At 52.1% G+C, this 13,276-nt stretch carries 14 protein-coding genes; 9 read left to right on the forward strand and 5 right to left on the reverse strand.

All coding sequences use genetic code 11. The features are described from left to right. Nucleotides 1-2,064, reverse strand: a complete 2,064-nt coding sequence (locus tag HYN24_RS09030; RefSeq protein ID WP_240327646.1) for an HDOD domain-containing protein — start codon at nt 2,062-2,064, stop codon at nt 1-3. A 1,549-nt stretch (nt 2,065-3,613) separates the two neighbouring features. Between HYN24_RS09030 and HYN24_RS15900 the strand changes: the two genes are divergently transcribed. Continuing rightward, nucleotides 3,614-4,135, forward strand: a complete 522-nt coding sequence (locus HYN24_RS15900) for a site-specific integrase (RefSeq protein WP_162888678.1) — start codon at nt 3,614-3,616, stop codon at nt 4,133-4,135. A 98-nt stretch (nt 4,136-4,233) separates the two neighbouring features. Here HYN24_RS15900 and HYN24_RS09035 read toward each other — a convergent pair whose 3' ends face one another. Beyond that, the gene (locus HYN24_RS09035) at nt 4,234-5,796 is read right to left on the reverse strand and encodes a CYTH and CHAD domain-containing protein (protein WP_117608943.1); all 1,563 of its coding nucleotides are present in this window, start codon (nt 5,794-5,796) and stop codon (nt 4,234-4,236) included. A gap of 228 nt (nt 5,797-6,024) precedes the next feature. Between HYN24_RS09035 and HYN24_RS09040 the strand changes: the two genes are divergently transcribed. From HYN24_RS09040 to HYN24_RS09050, 3 genes are all read left to right on the forward strand, one after another. Further along, complete coding sequence (locus HYN24_RS09040; protein WP_117608944.1) at nt 6,025-6,213, forward strand: hypothetical protein; 189 nt, start codon at nt 6,025-6,027, stop codon at nt 6,211-6,213. Between the two features lie 493 nt (nt 6,214-6,706). After that, complete coding sequence (locus HYN24_RS09045; RefSeq protein WP_117608945.1) at nt 6,707-6,928, forward strand: DUF4926 domain-containing protein; 222 nt, start codon at nt 6,707-6,709, stop codon at nt 6,926-6,928. Between the two features lie 176 nt (nt 6,929-7,104). Next, a complete protein-coding gene (locus tag HYN24_RS09050) occupies nt 7,105-7,749 on the forward strand; it encodes a hypothetical protein (protein WP_117608946.1) in 645 nt (214 codons plus the stop codon). A gap of 168 nt (nt 7,750-7,917) precedes the next feature. Here the strand turns inward: HYN24_RS09050 and HYN24_RS09055 are convergent, their stop codons facing one another. Together HYN24_RS09055 and HYN24_RS09060 are read right to left on the reverse strand one after the other, a co-directional pair. Further along, nucleotides 7,918-8,799: a DNA-binding protein gene (locus HYN24_RS09055; RefSeq protein ID WP_117608947.1), complete on the reverse strand. Its 882-nt coding sequence runs from the start codon at nt 8,797-8,799 to the stop codon at nt 7,918-7,920. A gap of 148 nt (nt 8,800-8,947) precedes the next feature. Next, nucleotides 8,948-9,166, reverse strand: coding sequence for a hypothetical protein (locus tag HYN24_RS09060; RefSeq protein ID WP_117608948.1), 219 nt, complete (start codon nt 9,164-9,166; stop codon nt 8,948-8,950). A gap of 86 nt (nt 9,167-9,252) precedes the next feature. On the opposite strand from HYN24_RS09060, the gene HYN24_RS15905 reads away from it, so the two are divergent. Next, a complete protein-coding gene (locus tag HYN24_RS15905) occupies nt 9,253-9,618 on the forward strand; it encodes a hypothetical protein (protein ID WP_162888679.1) in 366 nt (121 codons plus the stop codon). A 9-nt stretch (nt 9,619-9,627) separates the two neighbouring features. Then, nucleotides 9,628-9,966 (forward strand): hypothetical protein, encoded by a 339-nt coding sequence (locus HYN24_RS15910; protein WP_162888680.1) that lies wholly within the window; start codon nt 9,628-9,630, stop codon nt 9,964-9,966. 14 nt (nt 9,967-9,980) lie between these two features. On the opposite strand, the gene HYN24_RS09070 is transcribed toward HYN24_RS15910, so the two are convergent. After that, nucleotides 9,981-10,229 (reverse strand): helix-turn-helix domain-containing protein, encoded by a 249-nt coding sequence (locus tag HYN24_RS09070; RefSeq protein ID WP_205421362.1) that lies wholly within the window; start codon nt 10,227-10,229, stop codon nt 9,981-9,983. Nucleotides 10,230-10,341: 112 nt separating this feature from the next. Here HYN24_RS09070 and HYN24_RS09075 point away from each other — a divergent pair, with 112 nt between their 5' ends. The 3 genes from HYN24_RS09075 (at nt 10,342) to HYN24_RS09085 (ending at nt 13,213) form a co-directional block, all read left to right on the forward strand. Further along, nucleotides 10,342-10,806 (forward strand): hypothetical protein, encoded by a 465-nt coding sequence (locus HYN24_RS09075; protein ID WP_117608951.1) that lies wholly within the window; start codon nt 10,342-10,344, stop codon nt 10,804-10,806. A 99-nt stretch (nt 10,807-10,905) separates the two neighbouring features. Further along, complete coding sequence (locus HYN24_RS09080; RefSeq protein WP_117608952.1) at nt 10,906-11,265, forward strand: hypothetical protein; 360 nt, start codon at nt 10,906-10,908, stop codon at nt 11,263-11,265. After that, nucleotides 11,258-13,213, forward strand: a complete 1,956-nt coding sequence (locus HYN24_RS09085; protein ID WP_117608953.1) for an ATP-binding protein — start codon at nt 11,258-11,260, stop codon at nt 13,211-13,213. Before HYN24_RS09080 ends, HYN24_RS09085 begins: the two co-directional genes overlap by 8 nt. Nucleotides 13,214-13,276 lie beyond the last annotated feature (63 nt).

Here is a 13,276-nt window from a genome sequence, read left to right on the forward strand (position 1 = left end):
CTACGGCTCCGTCGAAGGCTTTCGGCTCTTTGGAATCAGCAACGCAATGCTGGTTCCAGCGCCTATCTGGCTTCTGCAGGTGATCAAGATCCCTTCCTGCTTGGACAATAAGCCAACCACGGAAAGGCCCAATCCGCGTTGTGAGGTGTCTGTCACTGGTTTCGGGTGATAGATGGACTGGATAGTCTCTTCCGGCATGCCCGGACCATTGTCATCGACACGCAACTGAACGTAGCTCGCTCCATCATGAATGATGTTGTCGCTGACCGATATCTTGATGGTTTTTCCCGCAACGAGCGCTTCCGAGGCGTTCTTCCAGAGATTCAGGACGATTTGCTTCAGGTTGTCACGATTGATCTGAACGGGCAGTCCGATCTGGGGAAGGGCCGTTTCGATCCGTATTCCCCGAGAATTGAACAAGGGGTCCGCATAGAGCAGCAGCAAATCATTGAGAACGCTGACGAGATCAATAGTTGTGGCTTCAGCACTGCGTTTGAGGGCATGGGTCATGTGCCCCACAATATTGGCCACACGATCAATTTCCTCGGTCAGAATAGTCAGTTCCTCGCGAACACCATCTTCCGGCAGTTTCCGTTCGAGAATTTTGAGATAGCTTTTGATGATGCCAAGGGGATTTCCCGCCTCGTGGACAATCTGCCGAGCGTGCCGAGTAAATTGGTGGGTCAGTTCCTCTTCAACTTGCTGGCGATGCTTGTTCGCCTCAGTCAGGGCATCAAGACTGATGGCAGCGATTTTGCCGAAATTGGCCAACCAGGGAATCCGGCGCTGAAGACGACCGTACTGCTTTTCCGACAAGCCACAAATCATCACACCGACAGTGCGGCTGCGCGCCAACATCGGGATACAAAGCAGGCCATCGGCAGAGAGCGCTCGGGCCAGTTGCACATCGAGCAAGGTCGGCGATTCGCTCTGATCAAAGGTGGTTCGTACCTGGCGACCAATGACGGCAGCGGCAGCTAATGCGCGGTCTGAAATCATCGGGATGGAAAGTTGCCGGAAAATTTCCGGCTGCGCCCCAACCTTGTCGCCAGACAGCGCATCGCCTTTATCGTTGGCGAGCAGGATGGCCACTTTCGGGAGTTCAAAGAGAATCCGCGCGGACTCCCTTAAGGCGAGCAGTACCTCAGTATCGCTCCCGAGCTGAAACAAGTCCTGCTGAAGTGGTTGCAACAATGCCATGCCGCCGACAATCGTCGCCATATCCTCCTCAGCTTTGCTCGACGGAGGGGTAGAAGGTGCGATGGGTGCAGCGATAGCGGTGCTGCGCTTCGGGAATTCCTCGGAAACGGTGATGCCCAATGCCTCTGCAATCTGACGGGTGCGCTGGATCGAACGTTCTTTGGCAGCGAGCAGCGCAGACATCTCAAGCTTGAGACTGCTGTGATTTAGGACCATGCCCATTTCTGGCGAATTGTCGTCAGTGGTGCTTATCGTCTGGGCGATCCAGATAATCTGCGGCAACGAGGTGGCCGTCAGTATCTGCACGGCAGAAGCATGATGAAAGGCCACGCTATCGGCTAACTGAGTGTCCAGTCCCCACTGATCGATCAGCCAGCCCCCCACCTCGGCATGGGTCGTGCCAAACAGGTGGATTTCCTCAGCCTGAAGTTTGGCGTCTTCAGCCGAATTCTTCAGAAAGCGACGATACGGGTCACCCAGTGCTGTCAGCAGGATCAGTTCTCCGATGTCGTGCAACAACCCCGACAGATAGGCTTCGTCTGGGCGAGGATAGTCCGCCAGTTCGGCTACGCTGCGGGCAAGCTCGGCAACCAGCAGAGAATGGCTCCAAAAGTCGGCAACAGTCGCTGCGTCAAGTTTGGGATTGCGGTCAAACAGTCTTTGAATGGAAAGGCAGGTCGCCAGAGAGCGAACCAGGCGTGTTCCCAGCGCCACTAGACAGTTTTCAAGACTATTGAGTTCTCGGCCTCGGCGCAGTGCCGGTGAGTTGGCGACACTCAGAATGCGGCTGGCCAATCCCGGATCCTGCTCGACGATACTCGCCAGATCTCCCATCGTCGCCTGCTCATCGTCAACGGTTTTCATCAGGCGCAAGAGAATTTCCGGCGGGGATGGGAGATGCCCGCCTTCGATCGATTCCTGAACAGACTGAGGGATACGTTGCATGTGTGCCAAATCGAAGATTGTCTATAGACAGAACATGTGAGGAAAACTATCAGGAAGCGCTTTTACCGAGAACCATAAAGTAGTTGGACAGGAACAAAAGTTACAAAAATAACTGAAACACTATATGCCACATTTTTTACACGGTTATGACTTCAAATCCGAATGATCGATTTTTTCGATGCTCTTCAACGCATAATACAAACATTATTTGGCTCTTGTATCACCCGCTGTGTCAGGGCGAAAACACACGAAATAATCTATATATATCTTGCAGTTAGGAATTTTTCGAGAATCCCTAAATGCAAAAATTCCGAACGATAAAAATCGTTGCATTTAGCTTGCATGTGCAAAAAAATTCAGTAAAATCTAGGTAGAAACAAAAGGTAAGCGTGGCCTAAACCTGCCTATATAAAAAATCCTTTCTGTACTCTTGGAAAGGTCAGGTTAGTTATCTACCCTGTTCTGCAGATTCAGGAAGGCTTGAGTGGTTTGACTCAATTGCTGCGCTGATTACTGCTAAAAGAAGCTCCGCTCAGGAGTTTCACGTCGCCAGCTGTGGCGCACGTATTTTCATAAAGCATTCATACGTTTCGGCGTCACCACGTCCGGCTTTTCGCCGTTCGACGATCGCACATCACTGCGATTTAGTTCATTCCATTTTAGCTGATTGACAACGCACTCCTCGCCCTAGGGAGTCGCTTTGAATGCATATCGGGGGCACGTGCCGTCCTGCCTCAGAAGGGAGGGTACAACGACGACAAACCTCGTTGAATTTCTTACTTACATGTCGTCAATTTTCATGTTGGAGGTTCGATCTGATGGACAACGGCTTTCTTCACAATTTGCTGGAGATATTGTCTCCTGCTGAGAGCGCATCGGCGACTCAATCTACGAGACCTCGCATGCGGAATCGCGCGTCAAAATTTCAACCGTATAGAGAAGAAATCTTGCAAATGCGCGCGCGAGGAAAGTCACTAAGCGTCATTTCATCAAGTCTCAAACGCAAATACGGTGACAAATCCATGCCTGGCTCAATAAGTCAACTATCGCGCTTTATTAATCGCTGCTTCACAGAATAGCGAATAGTAATATGCCAAATCAATCAAAAAACCCAATCATGAAACAGGCACAGAGACTCGTTTCAAAAAAGTACGTTTCAAGGCTTCCGCGAAAATCCGCGACACAGCAAGGGAAGATTGCATCCTTGGGAACGAAGCGTGACCTGAAGTACTCCCTTCACGTATACCTACAGTGGCGAGAAATTAATGGACTGCATCCATCACAACAAGACAATGCATCCCAACTTCGAAACTTTTTAGAAGAACGATCAGAAGTCGTTCAACAGTCGACGTTAAATCAAAATCGAAACTCGTTACAAGTTGCGTATAGCATAAAGCTACCGATAATTCGATCTCAGATTGACACTTACCGAAACTCGCGATCCTACACGGGAGACGAAATTTCAAGAGTGATTAGACATCAAACCGAGAAGAATGCCTTATCGACCGTAGTCGCATTTTCGGCTGGCTTAAGAGCGCATGAGCTTGCAACTATTCGACGTGCGAATGAAATTCAGCCATCCCCGCACAGACAATGGGACTCCCGTCGCTTTAATGGGCAGGACAATGTCCAAAAATATATAGTTATCGGCAAAGGTGGGTTAAGAAGAGAAGTAGCCTTAGCGAAAAATCTGGCCGAGATGCTTGAATTTCGTCGGTTGGAGGTGCCGAATAAGGTCGTCGACCGCGAAATATTTTATAACCAGTATTATGACATTGGGTTCGGACAGGCCTTTTCCCAAAGTTTTACTAATGCGTCGAAAACCGCACTTGGTTTCTCACATGGTGCTCACGGGTTACGGCATAGCTATGCAAAATCTCGCACGAAGATACTTTGCAAATTAGGTCTTTCTTTTGAGGAAGCTCAAAAGGTGTTAAGTCAAGAATTGGGGCATTTTCGCCCCGATATCACATTAGCTTATTACCGCTAGCCTTTAGTTGAAGACTGATATTGTTCTAGCTTTCCACCGTACCATTCTCTCTAGCACCTGCCTGACAAAACACTTCCGCACACCCCATGTTCAATTATCTATTCGACATTAAATTTTATGTCATCCTGCATGCGACGACGAATCGACGACATCCCTCTGCGTTCACATTCGGTGCACCAAGGCTGGCAGCGGCTCATTACCGACTCGGCAATTTGCAAGGCATCTGACAATACCTTTTGAGCATGCGGGGAATGCCACGCGGCAACGCATTCGCGTGTTTCCTTAGAAATTTCTTCTTGTTCTTCCCATTCATGCAGGCTGGAAAGGGCCACATGAAAGTCATTGATGAATCCAAAGGCGTCTTGCAAGCTAGCAATCGCTTTGGCGTATTCCAGCATCTCGGCCTGATCGAATAGCGGCGCAAAAAATTCACAGGTGTAGCGCAGATGTTTCAAAGCGATTCGGAATCGGTGGGCCTGTTCCGGGGTTGGCGCTTTGAGCGTTTTGGTTAGCCGTTTTACCGCATTGCGGTGCAAGCCTGCAAGTTGCTTTTCGGCGAAACGCGGCATGTTTTTCGGGAAATCATCTGTGTCCAGGTCGTGCAAATCGCGCGCAAACAAGAGGACGGGGCCGCCGTAGTGCAGTTGTTGAACCTGCTCAAGTGCTACATGCTTGGCATTCTCCAAAGCAGCAAGTGCAGCCTTTGCATGAGAGAGGATTTCCGGATCATCACTCTGCAACATAGGTTCCACGATGCCAGACCGCATCACATCCAGGTCGCGGACATCGCCGGTAATCTGTGACAGCTCTTTGACGCGTGTTGTCCATTGCGACTGAAAACGCCTAGCCAAGGCTGGCTTAAAGACCTTGATGAGACTATTGAGGCGACGAAGCGAAACCCGAAATTGATGAACATACTCCTGGCCCTGTGATGTCAGGGTGCCTAAGAGATTGGCTTGCCACATTTGCATCCCTTGGTAGGCAAGGAGGCGGAAAGCATCTGCCGAGTTCTGTTTGATACCAAGAGGACTTGGGGATGCCTTCTGCGGGCTATTTGTTTGGTTCAAGAACAACTGATAGCCACGTTCGGCCTTGCTGACATCATGGGGTACCAAAGGCAGGTGGGTTGCCAAAGCTATAGCAAAATCGAGTAGATCCTCTGGGTTGCCTTGTGCCAGTTCCAGTTCTACTTCAGAAATCGGCACGATGCGGTCACCTGACGATATGGTTCCGGTATCCACCATGACCCACAGGGCAATATTCTTGGAAACATCAATACGCCAGGTTCGTCGCTCAAACGATGTTGTGAATACCGGTACCAAGCTCGACTGTCGTTGCTTTAAGAACGCACGAACCTTTCGGGCATCAACACCGCTAAAATCGAATGCGCCCGAATACGTGGTTTCCCACTCTGGGCGAGCCGATAGACCGGCTATAGAATCAGCAGCACATTTGACCGTTTGCAGTTGTTCCGTAGCGGTGGCTCGAACACGAAGCGCAATTCGTTCTTGATGCAGTGCTAGGTCTGGGGTGTCGTAGTAAGTGTTGTCTAGGCGCTTTGCGGTTTTGGTTTCAACGCCTGCTGTAATTAAGGGGTGAGTCTCAAGGCGAGCAATCTCGTCGGGAGAACAGTAAAGCTTTAGTTCAATTTCGGTGGCCATGACTCTGCATGTGAAATCAAGATGCACCGGAGTCTATCGAAAGCCAGAATTTGGCTCTACCTTGCGACACCAAGTTGATCAAAGGCAACATGCTCGTCCGATGGAATTCCGCAATGAGTTCGGCGCCCCTTAGACTGGTATAATTTTCGAAACCATAAAAACCAGTGTGAGTCCAATCAGGCCGTTTTGGCAGATTTTCTGGCCAACATTTCTTAGAGAGAATAGCAAATGGACAATCAGCAGCCGTTAGTCACAGCATCCAATGCCACCAATTTTTCGATGCGATCAAATCAACGAGCAGCTAAGAAAACAGTCGCTCAGTTGCTGGATGATAAGGATGCGATGAATGATTGGGTTAGCAACATCGAAAAACTCCGACAGATGAACCCTGACGGTGCGGACAAGCATACTTTGTAGGAATTCTTCTGGTTGGCTGGTGTCGGGCTGCTTGTAAATTTCGCCTACTATTCTCCAGCATTTGCTGCGGGAATCGTCACACAATTGGTGAAAATCTCGTTCTGGCTGATAAGGTAGAAGGCGGGTCGCCAATGGCCTAGGCCAACAACCGACTACTACAGCACTAGCCGGTGGCCATGTCCGAAAATGGCCGGGTTGCGGTAGTGCGGTCATCAATTTGCTCGCCGAATAGCGGCCAGTCAACTCGATCATCGGGCGCGTCACCAGCAGAAATTGAAATGTAACCTCGACCGGCCGGTTGTGGCCCAGACTGTGTAAAAACGCAAAGGAAACTTGGCTTGCAGTTGAAGATTTGTGCACGCCAGCGTTTTTATTGCCGAGAAGGCGACCTGAAACGGCAGGCGAACTAAAATAAGGCCTTTTCAGGCTCTGAGTGCTTCGATCAACCCCTTGTTTCCGAGAATCTTCATCAGTCGTTCGCCACGGGGCATCAATGGCCGTACCCCCCAAACTCCTCGCGGTAATCGCCCTTCTGGCCGACCACGGCAGGCTGCCCCGCGGCCAGGTCGGGACAGTGGTTGAGGTTCTGGATGCAGAACATGTGCTAATCGAGTTCGCGGGGCCCGATGGGGTGACATTTGCGGTTCAATCCGTACCTGCCGCAAACCTCCTTGAACTACGGCATGGGCCAGTTGCATCAATGGCGATGGATTGAGCCGACTGATCAAAAATGGACCACCCCGGGGGCTTGTTCCGTAGCGTTATGCCTGCAGCCGTCGCCTGCACAGCCATATCGCTGCCCCGCTCAAAAATATTCATCAAGGGCAAAAATGGCGGTTGAAATTGCGGTTTGCATCGGTAAATTAGATTCACCATGCAAACAAATTTCAAATGGAAACCCTCCCAACCATGTTCAATATAACGGAAGAACAAGCCTTAGCATTGGGCGTCATCGGCACGCTGGCCGTCGCGTTGATTGTACTGATCAGCCTGGTAACGAAGGACAATTCCCCAGCCAAACAACGCGCCCAACGTCTCGCCATTGCCACCAGATCGGCAGCCACCCTACTCATCGGAACCGCTGTCGGGCTGATTTACGTATTCATTGATACCCACTTGGCCAGCTTTTTGGTTTTTCCGTTCCTCGCGATCGCCGGGTACCTCCACTTAGTTGGCACTGCCATGCTGTACCGGTTTTACAGTACGCGCATTACGAGCGTGGAAAAATCGGGCGATAGAAACCTGGTAAGAGATTTGATCCATGCCTTCATCAAAGATGCCGAAATACCAGGGAACGACAAGATCACCATCAAGCTCGTCAAGGGGCCCGAGCGGATTGATGCCGAAACCAGGGAGCATCAAGCGGCGTTCCGGGACAAGCTCAAGGCCCTCCCCCATTTCCAGGAGACGTTCGAGGAAGACCTGATTAACCTGATCACAGGGGATCGCGTCTTTTGGAGCGAATATGCGGGTGAGCCTTGCCTGGCCATACAAGTATCCGATTGCTTTTACAGCAGCACAGGCATGGGGTGCTGATGAGATGTTTGAGCAACTATATGATCATTTGCAATCTTCAAAGACCAAGCGGCAGCTAAATGATGCATAGCTGCCTGATTCAGGCAGGAGTGCGAAAGTCAGCTTTGGCCGAGAAGCGGCAATAGAATCGGTACCCCCTCCCCCACTTCGTTTGACACCGCGGCAAACTCAAAAAGAATTGTTCTGATCCGGGATTGAAACTGACTGCCGCAGTATTGTCAGCGAACCCTCCAGAGCCCCGACTCTCTCGGCGACACGGGAACCCTCATCTGCACGCATTGCGTGTACGGCAGCAAGTTCAGCTACGGCCTTAAATCTTTCTGTTTGAGCTTCTTGAACTTGTGCGGTGGCCATTTGTAGCTTTTCCTGCGTGTCGGCAAGACGGGACTGCAGGTTTTCAAACTGAACATTTTTGGAAAGCTCCAGTGCCTGGTATGCCGACTTGGCAACAGCAAGTTCTTTCGCAACCTCGGCGTGGCTACTATCAACCAGCCAGCATGCGTTGCGCGCATCGATGAGTTCAGCCTCCAGCAGAGGCAGTCTCTCGAGACGAAGCATCAGCCTGGCAACGTCGGTCCGTGCAATTTCTGCGGCTTGACGCTCCCGAGCCGATTCTTCACGAAGCGTCCCGACAACGATTTCAACTTCACCTAGCCGACCTTCCAGGACAGACTTTTCGCTTCGCAAGGCATCAATTGTATTTAGCTGCTCTTCAAGCTTCATTACTAGGCGCTCGTTTTCCGTCGCCAATTCATCGGCATAAGTGGCTGCCTGGCACAAGCGGTGCTCAAGCTCAGAACGCCCTGCAGAAAGTTCGTTGCAGACAAACTCGAGAATGGTTTGCTGTATCGATGACGGCAAACTCAATGCCGCTTGGCGTGCTAATGCCTGCGTCTTCTCCCAGCGCTGGAAATGCTTTTGAATCGTGCCCAGGCTCCCCGACCCATGCCGCTCACGAATCAGACGCAAGGTCAGCTTTCCGCCCTCGGCGATGATTGCCTCTGAGTGACGAACAACATCGTCATAGTTGATTGTGACTGCACGTGGCATAGGCTTCTTTCAATCTGATACGAACCGTACGATACGATTCGTTATGTATGAATTGTTCTGACCAGGCATGAGCCGGGACATATAAGCAGTCGGCGCAGAAAGGCACGGCGGGTTAGTTGGCTACTCCCCGCATTGCTCCAACCTGTTCTCAGTTTGCCAAGGTTGGCAATGAATTTCGCGTGTCTAAAACAGCAAAATTGACCACCCAAATGCGGGGTTCGGTCTTGGTCACGTCCGCCGTTTTATCGATCAGCATGCGGATTTCAAACCGCACATGACGAATATCGCCCCATATTTCAGCGCGAAATTCCTCGCCGATACCAGAAAAAAATGTCAATTCAACCGCAAATTTCGAGTTGAAATCCAATTTTTGATCGGTACAACAGAAGATCAGGATGCATCAGCGCACGGCCATCTTGGCAGCGCCATCCCCTAGGTTGACGGATCACGATCATGAAAAAAGCCAAGCTCCGCCTCACGGTGAATAACTTCACCATTCCGTTCAGTACTGACCGCCAGCGCCTCACGCTAAGAATGCGAGAGATACGCCTGCTGCTTGAAATGCTCCGTAATACCCCAGCCGGGAATCAGCGACTACGGCGGCACGGTACATTGCAACGGCGCTGTATGCGATCGGCCATGGCGGCAGCCCGCCGCTTTTCCCGACGCGTTGCGCTTGAGCCGATCGAGGTGCAATGGGATATTCGTCAGACTCAGGACTCGCCTTTTTACAACAAAGAAGGTGCGATTGCAGCCCTGATTTCCAATTCGAAAAAGTTTCGCGATGACTACAAAAGGCAGTTGAAATTGGAATTTTGATCCGTAGCCTTGATTGATCATCTGAGCCAAACAAAGGAAATCATGCCGACACCACGCCACATCCCTCGCCGCTGCTTCATGATTGATTTCGCGTCACGCGACAGCCGCAGCGCACATGCCCACCTGAAAGGTGTCAGTCCGCGCGCACGGGCCTACGCCACATTGGAGTTTTTGGAACGATGTATCGGCCGGCATCAAAAAGCTGCGGATGATTTTCGCCAATTGGCGCATTGGGCACATCGCCACCATGGCACATTCTTGCGCGTCAAAGCCTGTTTCACCGACTGCCTTGCTGCAGTGACAGGGATTAGCGCCGGCGCTGTTCTGTCTTATCTATTACTGAGCTAGCCCGGTCCAAGCGATCAGTCGGTCAGGCGACTTTCGCCTGGAAACATCGGGGTCAGTAACTGGAAAGCCGGAATCTGAAAGGCTTGAGCTAGCTTTTCGATGTTGTCGAGGGAGATGTTGCGCTGGCAACGCTCAACGTGTGCCACGAAGGTGCGGTGCAGTTGAGCCTGGTAGGCCAACTCTTCTTGCGACCACTCACGCTCAGCGCGCAGGCGCTTCAAATTCTCGCCAAGAATCTGGCGAAGCGTGATTTCAGCTGGCATCGAATTTGTGTCAACCATCTGCCGATGGTCGCCGTTAGATGCTTTTGCGTCAGCCGTGTTTACGTCACAATGCGTTATGCGTACTCATTACAAATAATCAGGGAGAGTTTTTATGAAATGTGCCAATCATCCGGAGAACGATGCCACAGGTCTGTGTACAGGCTGTCAGCGGGCCTTGTGCTCGAAATGCCAGACCGACAATGACGCTGTGCTCTGCAGTCGCTGCGTCATCGCGCATAACAATGCCGTGACCCGTTACTTCTTCAAGCAGTTGGCGATCAGCGGTGTGCTGCTAGTGGGCACCCTATCTATTCTCAGCAACTCGGCCATGGCGTGGCAGACGATCACCACGCTCGCCTTGATGGCCAGCTTTCTCCCCTTCGGCTGGAGTGCTTTAACTCGCTACTTCCCGCCGGGCCATCACTACTTTCACCCAGCTGCACGATTCATGGCGTTGTCCTTCCATCTTTTCGTCGCCGCCCTCCTCGGCTGGCTGGTCGGACCTTGGCAGATTTACAAGGCGGTCCGCGAAATCATGAAAGCACGGTCGGTCAATTTGTCACTGAATCAGCAGTAAGTAGCCACAGGTGCTGATCTTGGCATTCGTGAAAGCGACCATCAAATCGCGGTTGAAATCGAACTTTCGGTCGGTAGAGTTGGTTCTTTAGGAGACTCCATGCGCAACCTGACCGCCTATTCCCTTGCTCTGCGATTTTTGCTGATCGGCATCCTGTTATTCACCTGCCTGCTCTTTTATCTGCGCAAGTGGGAATCCTCACCGCCACCATTTTCACCCTCAGCCGCGACCGCGCTGTGCGCGTCAACGCCCGGATGCAAATCGATCAGCACGAAGTGGGAATACGACATCGCTCAGGCCAGGATGTTTGTCGTTTTGCGCGCCACCCTGGCCCGCAAAGCAGCCAACACGAATGCCCTTGAGACTATCCAGCAGGCGATCGATCAGCATCAGGGCGAACTGAGCTGGATGCGTCAAATGCTCTGGCCCGCCCCGCGCCTGGAGAGCCGCTATGAGTAATCGTTTATTGCGTTTCGCGATCAGCGGCGTCGAAGGCTTGAACCCCATGGTGGCCGTTATCTCGGTATTGCTGGTGATCATTTCCTTGTGGGGAAATACCAATCCCGTTCCCGACCTCGGGAAATTTCAGTTGTTCATCGCCTTTTTTGGCGTTTGGCTTGCCCTGATCTCTGGCGTAGTGGTGTTTCAACTGCTTTTGGATAGCCACCATGTCATCCCATCCATTTCACGCATGCATCTGTTCCTATGCGCCCTCATGTTCCTACGCCTCTGGGGAAATTGGGCACACTTCCCGGAATTCTGGATGCTCAGTGCAGTGGTGGTCGTGACATTGATTCGTCAGCATTATTTTTACCGTCAATGGACGAAGGACGAATCGGACGAGCCTCAGAAGCTACAGCAAATGATGGCCAAACCAGCCGAAGCAGCTGAACCCTTGGCCGAAACCCACCTATGTGAAATCCGCATGCCGGAGATCCGGTTCTCTGACGTGATCGGCATGGCAGCAATGAAAGAACGGTTGCTAATGGCCGGCCAGGATATCGTGACCAGCCACCAGCGGGGCGATAAGGCACGCAATGGCATTCTCCTCTTCGGCAAACCGGGTAATGGCAAGACCTACATGGCTGAAGCACTGGCCGGCGAGTTGAAGCTGCCTTTCCTGACGCTCACGGTGGGTTCGGTCGTCTCGAAGTGGATTGGCGATTCCCCTTCACGAATTCCTGCCGTGTTTGCCGAAGCACGGGCTCATGCACCCTGCGTGTTGTTCTTCGATGAAGTCGACAGCCTGCTGACTGACCGGGACGCCATGAACTCAAGCGAGGATAGCGGCAAGACCGTCAATATTCTGCTGACGGAGCTCGTCAATATTCGTCGCTCAGGGGTGATAGTCGTGGCTGCCACGAATCATCTGGATCGACTCGATAGCGCGGCCATTCGCGAGGGGCGCTTCGATTTCAAGATTGAAGTACCGGTGCCGGATGCCGATGCCCGTCGTCATCTGATCAAGTCACAGGCCAAAGGTCGCCTGGAACAGTCGGCCATTGAAACCGCCACCCAACGTTGGGAAGGTTTCTCCGTATCGCGCATCAGTGCTGTTGTCGAAGAAGCCAGAAAGGCCTCACGGCAACGCCAGTTGATCAGCTACGACGATTTGGGCCTCGCACTGCGTCGGATTCAGGGACGCCAGGGGCAACTGGCCGAGAATACGCCGACGCTTGATGGGCTCACCCTGATGCCGGATGCTCGGGAGAAACTCAACTCCCTAGCTTACCGGATGCAACGAGTCGTCGAGATCGAGTCGCGGGGTGGCACCATTCCCCGAGGCGTCCTGTTCTATGGGCCGCCGGGCACGGGTAAAACCTTGAGCGCTCGCACCTTGGCCAAAACAGCACGTTGGGCATTTCTGTCGGTGAGCGGCACAGACCTTCTCGCGAATACCAACCGGATCGATGAGCTCATAGAGGAAGCGAGTGACCTGCGGCCCTGTGTCATCTTCATTGATGAAGCGGACGATGTACTGGCCAATCGCCGGCATAGCTCATACGCGGCAATCACCAATAAATTGCTCGCAGCCATCGATGGTTCGTCCGGTCAGATTCCCGATGTGCTGTTCATTGCGGCCACCAACCATCCGGATGCGATGGATGCTGCTGCCTTGCGGGGCGGTCGGTTCACCGAAAAGGTCCAGTTCGATGTCCCGGACCTTGGAACCTTGCGCACGTATATCGAACGATGGGAAGCAGCGGCGCGCGTCGAACTCGCAGAGGGTGTCACCCCGATCTCAATTGCCCTGTCACTGGAAGGCCACTCCATTGCCAATGTGAAGGAGATTCTTCAGATGGCGATTAACCGAGCGATCGCCAGGCACGACGCTGATGATCAATTAACCCGCATCAAAACAGCCGACATCGTTCATGCCACTGCAGATATGGAATTGGTTGCGTGATGCACAAGCTAAAAAAGGGCAGGTGCAGCATGCGCTGGGAAAGTGAAATCATCGCTGAACGTC

Source organism: Dechloromonas sp. HYN0024 (genome assembly GCF_003441615.1).
In the GTDB taxonomy this organism is placed as follows: domain Bacteria; phylum Pseudomonadota; class Gammaproteobacteria; order Burkholderiales; family Rhodocyclaceae; genus Azonexus.

What these genes read in the sequence shown, in the direction of transcription:
- HYN24_RS09030 (WP_240327646.1), bottom strand. Translation starts at nt 2,064, where the DNA reads ATGAAAACCGTTGACGATGAGCAGGCGACGATGGGAGATCTGGCGAGT.
- HYN24_RS09035 (WP_117608943.1), bottom strand. Translation starts at nt 5,796, where the DNA reads ATGGCCACCGAAATTGAACTAAAGCTTTACTGTTCTCCCGACGAGATT.
- HYN24_RS09040 (WP_117608944.1), top strand. Translation starts at nt 6,025, where the DNA reads ATGGACAATCAGCAGCCGTTAGTCACAGCATCCAATGCCACCAATTTT.
- HYN24_RS09045 (WP_117608945.1), top strand. Translation starts at nt 6,707, where the DNA reads ATGGCCGTACCCCCCAAACTCCTCGCGGTAATCGCCCTTCTGGCCGAC.
- HYN24_RS09050 (WP_117608946.1), top strand. Translation starts at nt 7,105, where the DNA reads ATGGAAACCCTCCCAACCATGTTCAATATAACGGAAGAACAAGCCTTA.
- HYN24_RS09055 (WP_117608947.1), bottom strand. Translation starts at nt 8,799, where the DNA reads ATGCCACGTGCAGTCACAATCAACTATGACGATGTTGTTCGTCACTCA.
- HYN24_RS15905 (WP_162888679.1), top strand. Translation starts at nt 9,253, where the DNA reads ATGAAAAAAGCCAAGCTCCGCCTCACGGTGAATAACTTCACCATTCCG.
- HYN24_RS09070 (WP_205421362.1), bottom strand. Translation starts at nt 10,229, where the DNA reads ATGCCAGCTGAAATCACGCTTCGCCAGATTCTTGGCGAGAATTTGAAG.
- HYN24_RS09075 (WP_117608951.1), top strand. Translation starts at nt 10,342, where the DNA reads ATGAAATGTGCCAATCATCCGGAGAACGATGCCACAGGTCTGTGTACA.
- HYN24_RS09080 (WP_117608952.1), top strand. Translation starts at nt 10,906, where the DNA reads ATGCGCAACCTGACCGCCTATTCCCTTGCTCTGCGATTTTTGCTGATC.
- HYN24_RS09085 (WP_117608953.1), top strand. Translation starts at nt 11,258, where the DNA reads ATGAGTAATCGTTTATTGCGTTTCGCGATCAGCGGCGTCGAAGGCTTG.